Source organism: Streptomyces sp. NPDC048411 (genome assembly GCF_040704695.1).
Lineage (GTDB): Bacteria > Actinomycetota > Actinomycetes > Streptomycetales > Streptomycetaceae > Streptomyces.
Genome location: NZ_JBEZKL010000015.1, coordinates 86,542 through 93,235 on the forward strand (window position 1 = coordinate 86,542; position 6,694 = coordinate 93,235).

Below are 6,694 nucleotides of genomic sequence, written 5' to 3' on the forward strand. Positions count from 1 at the left end.
CGCAGTGGACGTTTCATGGACCCTCTGGGCGCTGACCATTCTTGGTCTGTCAGCCCTCATCGCCGTCGACTTCTTCATCGGGCGCAAGCCTCATGACGTGACGACGAAGGAAGCCGGAATCTGGACGATCGTCTGGATCGCGCTGGCCGTGCTCTTCGGACTCGGCCTGCTCGTCTTCGGCGAGAGCCAGGCATCGGGCGAGTTCTTCGCCGGATTCATCACCGAGAAGTCGCTCAGCGTGGACAACCTCTTCGTCTTCGTCTTGATCATGGCGAAGTTCTCGGTGCCGTCCCATCTCCAGCAGCGCGTGCTGCTGGTCGGCGTGCTGATCGCGCTGGTTCTGCGGGCGATCTTCATCGCCGCGGGCGCCGCGGTCATCGCCAACTTCTCGTGGGTCTTCTACATCTTCGGCGCGTTCCTGATCTACACCGCCTGGAAGCTCATCCAGGAGGCGCGGGCCGGTGAGGAGGACGACGAGTTCGAGGAGAACCGTCTCCTCAAGTCGATCGAACGCCGCTTCGGTGTCGCCGACAGGTACCACGGCACCAAGCTCTTCATCAGGAACAACGGCAAGCGCGTCCTGACCCCGCTGATGGTCGTCATGCTCGCCATCGGCACCACCGATGTGCTGTTCGCGCTGGACTCCATCCCCGCGATCTTCGGGCTGACCCAGGACCCGTACATCGTCTTCACCGCCAACGCCTTCGCCCTGATGGGGCTGCGGCAGCTGTTCTTCCTCATCGGCGGTCTGCTGAAGAAGCTGGTCCACCTCAGCTACGGGCTCTCGGTCATCCTCGGCTTCATCGGCGTCAAGCTGGTGCTGCACGCCCTGCACGAATCCGGGGTACATGTCCCCGAGATCTCGATCCCGGTCTCGCTCGGCGTCATCTGCGGCGTGCTGGTGATCACCACGATCACCAGCCTCATCGCCAACAAGAAGCAGGCCGCGGCCGAGGCCGACCGCGAGACGGAGAAGAGTTCCCGCATCGAAGCCTGATGCAGCGGTGCGGGTGGGCGGTGCGACCGCTCACCCGCACTCTCACGTCACCAGCCGCGGGCGCGCCACTCGGGAAGCTGCGGACGCTCGTCACCGAGCGTCGTGTCGTGGCCGTGGCCCGGATAGACCCAGGTCTCGTCGGGCAGCACGTCGAAGAGCTTGGTCTCCACGTCGTGGAGCAGGCTCGCGAACGCCTCGGGGTCCTTGTGGGTATTGCCGACCCCGCCGGGGAAGAGGCAGTCCCCGGTGAACAGATGCGGGGCGCCGTGCGGGTCGTCGTAGACCAGCGCGATGGAGCCCGGGGTGTGACCGACCAGATGGCGCGCGGTCAGCGTGACCTGCCCCACCCGGATCGTGTCGTCGTCGTCGACCAGTACATCGGTCGGGACCGGGATGCCCTCGGCGTCGTACCGCCCCGCATAGGTACGCGCACCGGTGGCCGCCACCACCTCGCCCAGCGCCTGCCAGTGGTCTCCGTGCCGATGGGTGGTGACGACGGACGCGATCGAGTCGTCACCGATCAGCCGCAGCAGGGTGGGGGCCTCGGCGGCCGCGTCGATCAGGAGCTGCTCGCCGGTGGCCCGGCAGCGCAGCAGATACGCGTTGTTGTTCATCGGGCCGACGGCGACCTTGGAGATCATCAGGTCCGTCAACTCGTGTACATCCGCAGGTCCGCCGACCTTGACCGCTCCGCTGTACGTCATACGTCTCAGCCTATAGCGGCGGCAGTACGGGGAGAGGGCCGCCGTCGACCTTCAGCGCCGAGCCGTCGCGGCGCCCGGCGAGCCAGCCGAGCAGCTCCGGCGCCGGGCCGCGGACCGCGACGGACGGACCCTCGGCGCCGCCACCCGTGGTCCAGAACCGGCCGTCGTCGGTGGCCAGCCCCGTGGAGACGACCTCCGGGTGACGGCCGAACCGCTCCGCGAGGAAGTCGATCTCACGGGCCACGAATTCGTCCGGAAGGTCCTCGAGCTCGTAGCCGATTCCCAGGTCGACATGGTGCAGCTCGATCTCGATCCAGCGGCGGAAGGGGACCCGGGAGGCGGAGTCGGTGACGCCGTTGCGCATCGTGATGGTGCGGGACCAGTCGGCCGGCTCCTCGGCGGTGGCCAGGAAGCGGGCCGCGCTCTCGCGCAGGTCGGCCAGCTGTTCGGTGAGCGGCCGGGATGCGTCGCGCTCGATGTCCCGCTCGCGGGTTTCGCTGTCTGCGTACATGGGACGGCCCTGGAGAACGTTTACGAGCGCGTCGGCGTTACGGGAAAGGTGTGCAAGGACATGGCCCCGGCTCCAGCCGGGCAGGCGTGACGGTTCGGCGGCGGTGACGTCGTCCAGTTTCACCGTCGCGCCGAGGAGTCGATCCGTCGCTTCACGTACGGCTGCCAGGTCATGCGCGTGATCAATCATGCGGCCGAGCCTAGCCTCGGCACTCGTTCGGGTGAAGGAGTCGCCGACCGTCCATAAATCGAATGCGCGTGCTATACGCTCGGAGTCGAAAAAGCTTCGTACACCGCTGTGGCGCCCCCCATACCCTGGGACGGGGGCTCAGTTCCCCCATTTCTCTCTAGAAAGGTGCGGACCGGCGTGACCGACCGTCTCATCGTCCGTGGCGCTCGCGAGCACAACCTCAAGAACGTCTCGCTCGACCTTCCCCGCGACTCCCTCATCGTCTTCACCGGGCTCTCCGGGTCGGGCAAGTCGTCTCTCGCGTTCGACACGATCTTCGCCGAGGGCCAGCGCCGGTACGTGGAGTCGCTCTCCTCGTACGCCCGGCAGTTCCTCGGCCAGATGGACAAGCCGGACGTCGATTTCATCGAGGGCCTGTCGCCCGCCGTCTCCATCGACCAGAAGTCGACCTCGCGCAACCCGCGCTCGACGGTCGGCACGATCACCGAGGTGTACGACTACCTCCGGCTGCTCTTCGCCCGGATCGGCAAGCCGCACTGCCCCGAGTGCTCTCGCCCCATCTCCCGCCAGTCGCCGCAGGCCATCGTCGACAAGGTGCTCGGCCTGCCCGAGGGCAGCCGCTTCCAGGTGCTGTCGCCGCTGGTGCGCGAGCGCAAGGGCGAGTTCGTCGACCTCTTCGCAGATCTGCAGACCAAGGGTTACAGCAGGGCCCGGGTCGACGGCGAGACCATCCACCTCTCCGAGCCGCCCGCGCTGAAGAAGCAGGAGAAGCACACCATCGAGGTGGTCATCGACCGTCTCACGGTCAAGGACAGCGCCAAGCGCCGGCTGACCGACTCGGTCGAGACCGCGCTCGGGCTCTCCGGCGGCATGGTCGTGCTCGACTTCGTCGACCTCCCCGAGGACGACCCGGAGCGTGAGCGGATGTATTCCGAGCACCTCTACTGCCCGTACGACGACCTCTCCTTCGAAGAGCTGGAGCCGCGCTCCTTCTCCTTCAACTCCCCTTTCGGCGCCTGCCCCGACTGCACGGGCATCGGCACGCGGATGGAGGTCGACCCGGAGCTGATCGTCCCCGACGAGGAGAAGTCGCTCGACGAGGGCGCGATCCACCCCTGGTCGCACGGCCACACCAAGGACTACTTCGGGCGGCAGATCGACGCGCTCGCCGCAGCCCTCGGATTCCGTACGGACATCCCGTGGGCCGGGCTGCCTCAGCGGGCCAGGAAGGCCCTGCTCTTCGGCCACAAGATCCAGACCGAGGTCCGCTACCGCAACCGGTACGGGCGTGAGCGGGCGTACACCACCCCGGCCTTCGAGGGCGCGGTGCAGTTCGTCAAGCGGCGGCACTCCGACGCCGAGAGCGACTCCAGCAGGGAGCGCTTCGAGGGCTATATGCGCGAGGTGCCCTGCCCGACCTGTGAGGGCACCAGGCTGAAGCCGATCGTCCTCGCGGTCACGGTGATGGAGAAGTCCATCGCCCAGGTCGCCGCGATGTCCATCAGCGAGTGCGCCGAATTCCTCGGCCGGATGAAGCTGAACGCCCGCGACAAGAAGATCGCCGAGCGGGTGCTCAAGGAGGTCAACGAGCGGCTGAAGTTCCTCGTCGACGTCGGCCTCGACTATCTCTCGCTGAACCGCGCGGCAGGCACTCTGTCCGGCGGCGAGGCGCAGCGCATCCGGCTCGCCACCCAGATCGGCTCCGGACTCGTCGGCGTGCTGTACGTGCTGGACGAGCCGTCCATCGGCCTGCACCAGCGCGACAACCACCGGCTGATCGAGACGCTGGTCCGGCTCCGTGACATGGGCAACACGCTCATCGTCGTCGAGCACGACGAGGACACCATCAAGGTCGCCGACTGGGTCGTCGACATCGGCCCCGGCGCCGGTGAGCACGGCGGCAAGGTGGTCCACTCCGGCTCGCTCAAGGAGCTGCTCGGCAACGACGAGTCGATCACCGGTCAGTATCTGGTCGGCAAGAAGGCCATCGCGATGCCCGACATCCGGCGCCCGGTCGACCCGACGCGCAGGCTCACGGTGCACGGAGCCCGGGAGAACAACCTCCAGGACATCGACGTCTCCTTCCCGCTCGGGGTGCTCACGGCCGTCACCGGAGTCTCGGGGTCGGGGAAGTCGACCCTGGTCAACGACATCCTTTACACCCACCTGGCGCGCGAGCTGAACGGCGCCAAGTCGGTCCCCGGGCGGCACACCCGGGTCGACGGCGACGACCTGGTCGACAAGGTGGTACACGTCGACCAGTCGCCCATCGGCCGTACGCCCCGGTCCAACCCGGCGACGTACACCGGCGTCTTCGACCATGTCCGCAAGCTGTTCGCCGAGACGATGGAGGCGAAGGTGCGCGGCTATCTGCCGGGCCGCTTCTCCTTCAACGTCAAGGGCGGCCGCTGCGAGAACTGCTCCGGCGACGGCACGATCAAGATCGAGATGAACTTCCTGCCGGACGTGTACGTCCCCTGCGAGGTCTGCCACGGGGCGCGGTACAACCGGGAGACGCTGGAGGTCCACTACAAGGGCAAGTCGATCGCCGAGGTGCTGGACATGCCGATCGAGGAGGGCCTGGAGTTCTTCGAGGCCGTCCCGACGATCGCCCGCCATCTCCGTACGCTCCACGACGTGGGCCTCGGATACGTCAGGCTCGGCCAGTCCGCGCCGACGCTCTCCGGCGGTGAGGCGCAGCGCGTGAAGCTCGCGAGCGAGCTCCAGAAGCGCTCCACCGGCCGCACGGTCTACGTCCTGGACGAGCCGACCACCGGACTGCACTTCGAGGACATCAGCAAGCTCATCAAGGTGCTGTCCGGACTGGTCGACAAGGGCAACTCGGTGATCGTCATCGAGCACAACCTCGATGTCATCAAGACCGCGGACTGGGTCATCGACATGGGCCCCGAGGGCGGCAGCGGCGGTGGCCTGGTGATCGCCGAGGGCACGCCGGAGCTGGTCGCGACGGTCCCGGCGAGCCACACGGGCAAGTTCCTCCAGGCCATCCTGGACGCGGACCGGGTGAGCGAGGCGGCGGTGCCCGCAGCGCGGAAGCCGGCGCGGAGGACGGCCGCGAAGAAGACGGTGGCCGCGAAGTCGTCCCCTGCGCGGAAGACGGCGACGGCCAAGACGGATGCCGGCGGGAGCGCGGCGGCCAAGCCGGCCAAGACGGCTGTGGCGAAGAAGACGACCCGCGCGCGCAAGGCCTGACCCGCGGCGCGTCGAGGTGACGGCTCCCGGCCGACAGGCGGGCAGCCGTCACCTCGCGGACGGCCACAACCGGCCGCGTCGGGCCACGCTCGGCTGCCGCCCGGTCATGGTCGGGCGCGGGCGGCCACAACCGGTCTGCCACCGCCTGGCCGCCTGCTGCCGCGCGGCGCGGGTGGCCACCACCACCGCCCCGGCCCGCGTCGGCCGTTGTGGGTCGGTCGTGCCTGCTCAGGCGTGGTCGCGACCGGTCCTGACCAGGCATGACCGTCCACGACCGGCCCGGCCGCAGGGCCGCCCGTCTCCGCCGGTATCGTCGGTTCTGTCACTGATGCCGGTGGTGCCCCGGGTGCCTTCCGGTACCCCTGGCACCCCCGGCGTCTCTCCGACGACCCCTCCTCGTCCCACCCCTCTCACCCCGTGGAGTCCGCATGTCCGGCCAGCCCGCCGCCCGCCGTACCGTGCTGAAGGGTGCCGCTCTCGCCGGTGTCGCCGGGCTGGGAGTGGCCGCCTGTTCGACCGAATCGAAGCTCGGGCACGCCCAGACACCGACCCCCACCGCACCCGTCGAGCTCGGCTTCCCGGACGAGGTGCCGGTCGGCGGATCCAAGCTCTACCGCGAGCAGCGGGTCGTCGTCAGCTGCCCGGCCAAGGGCGAGTTCAAGGCGTTCAGCGCCCAGTGCACCCACGCGGGCTGCCTGCTGGACAAGGTCGAGGACAACGAGGGGAACTGCCCCTGCCACGGCAGCCGCTTCGACACGACCACCGGCAAGGCGGTGCGCGGTCCGGCGACCGTACCGCTGCCCTCCGTCCCGGTCAGGGTCGAGGGCGGAAAGCTGATCGCCGGTCCTGACGCCTGACGCCCGACGGCCGACGCCCCGGGGCGCTCCCAAGGCGTCCCTCCGGACCGTCCCCGAGGCGGGGGCGTCCGGCGCCTGGCGGGTGGTGAACATCGCCATCGGTGACGACGGGACGCGGTACGCCACTGAGAGCCTGTCGGGTGACCTTCGATCGGAAAGCGGACGCGGTCTGGTGCGTGCGATTCCAAGGCGCTGGAAGGTCCTCGTAGCGGAGCTACTAGGG

5 protein-coding genes are annotated in these 6,694 nt (G+C 68.6%); 3 read left to right on the top strand and 2 right to left on the bottom strand.

From position 1 onward, the window contains the following. Nucleotides 1–4: 4 nt before the first annotated feature. Nucleotides 5–997 (top strand): TerC family protein, encoded by a 993-nt coding sequence (locus AB0915_RS08735; RefSeq protein ID WP_366690385.1) that lies wholly within the window; start codon nucleotides 5–7, stop codon nucleotides 995–997. Nucleotides 998–1,044: 47 nt separating this feature from the next. Here the strand turns inward: AB0915_RS08735 and AB0915_RS08740 are convergent, their stop codons facing one another. Together AB0915_RS08740 and AB0915_RS08745 are read right to left on the bottom strand one after the other, a co-directional pair. Beyond that, entirely contained in the window at nucleotides 1,045–1,701 is a 657-nt protein-coding gene (locus AB0915_RS08740; protein WP_366690386.1) for an MBL fold metallo-hydrolase, read from the bottom strand. A 10-nt stretch (nucleotides 1,702–1,711) separates the two neighbouring features. Continuing rightward, nucleotides 1,712–2,401: a maleylpyruvate isomerase family mycothiol-dependent enzyme gene (locus AB0915_RS08745; protein WP_366690387.1), complete on the bottom strand. Its 690-nt coding sequence runs from the start codon at nucleotides 2,399–2,401 to the stop codon at nucleotides 1,712–1,714. A 177-nt stretch (nucleotides 2,402–2,578) separates the two neighbouring features. On the opposite strand from AB0915_RS08745, the gene uvrA reads away from it, so the two are divergent. Both uvrA and AB0915_RS08755 read left to right on the top strand, forming a co-directional pair. Continuing rightward, on the top strand, nucleotides 2,579–5,614 hold the full coding sequence (uvrA, locus tag AB0915_RS08750; RefSeq protein ID WP_366690388.1) for an excinuclease ABC subunit UvrA: 3,036 nt from the start codon (nucleotides 2,579–2,581) through the stop codon (nucleotides 5,612–5,614). A 428-nt stretch (nucleotides 5,615–6,042) separates the two neighbouring features. Next, a complete protein-coding gene (locus AB0915_RS08755) occupies nucleotides 6,043–6,471 on the top strand; it encodes a Rieske (2Fe-2S) protein (RefSeq protein ID WP_366690389.1) in 429 nt (142 codons plus the stop codon). Nucleotides 6,472–6,694: the final 223 nt, after the last annotated feature.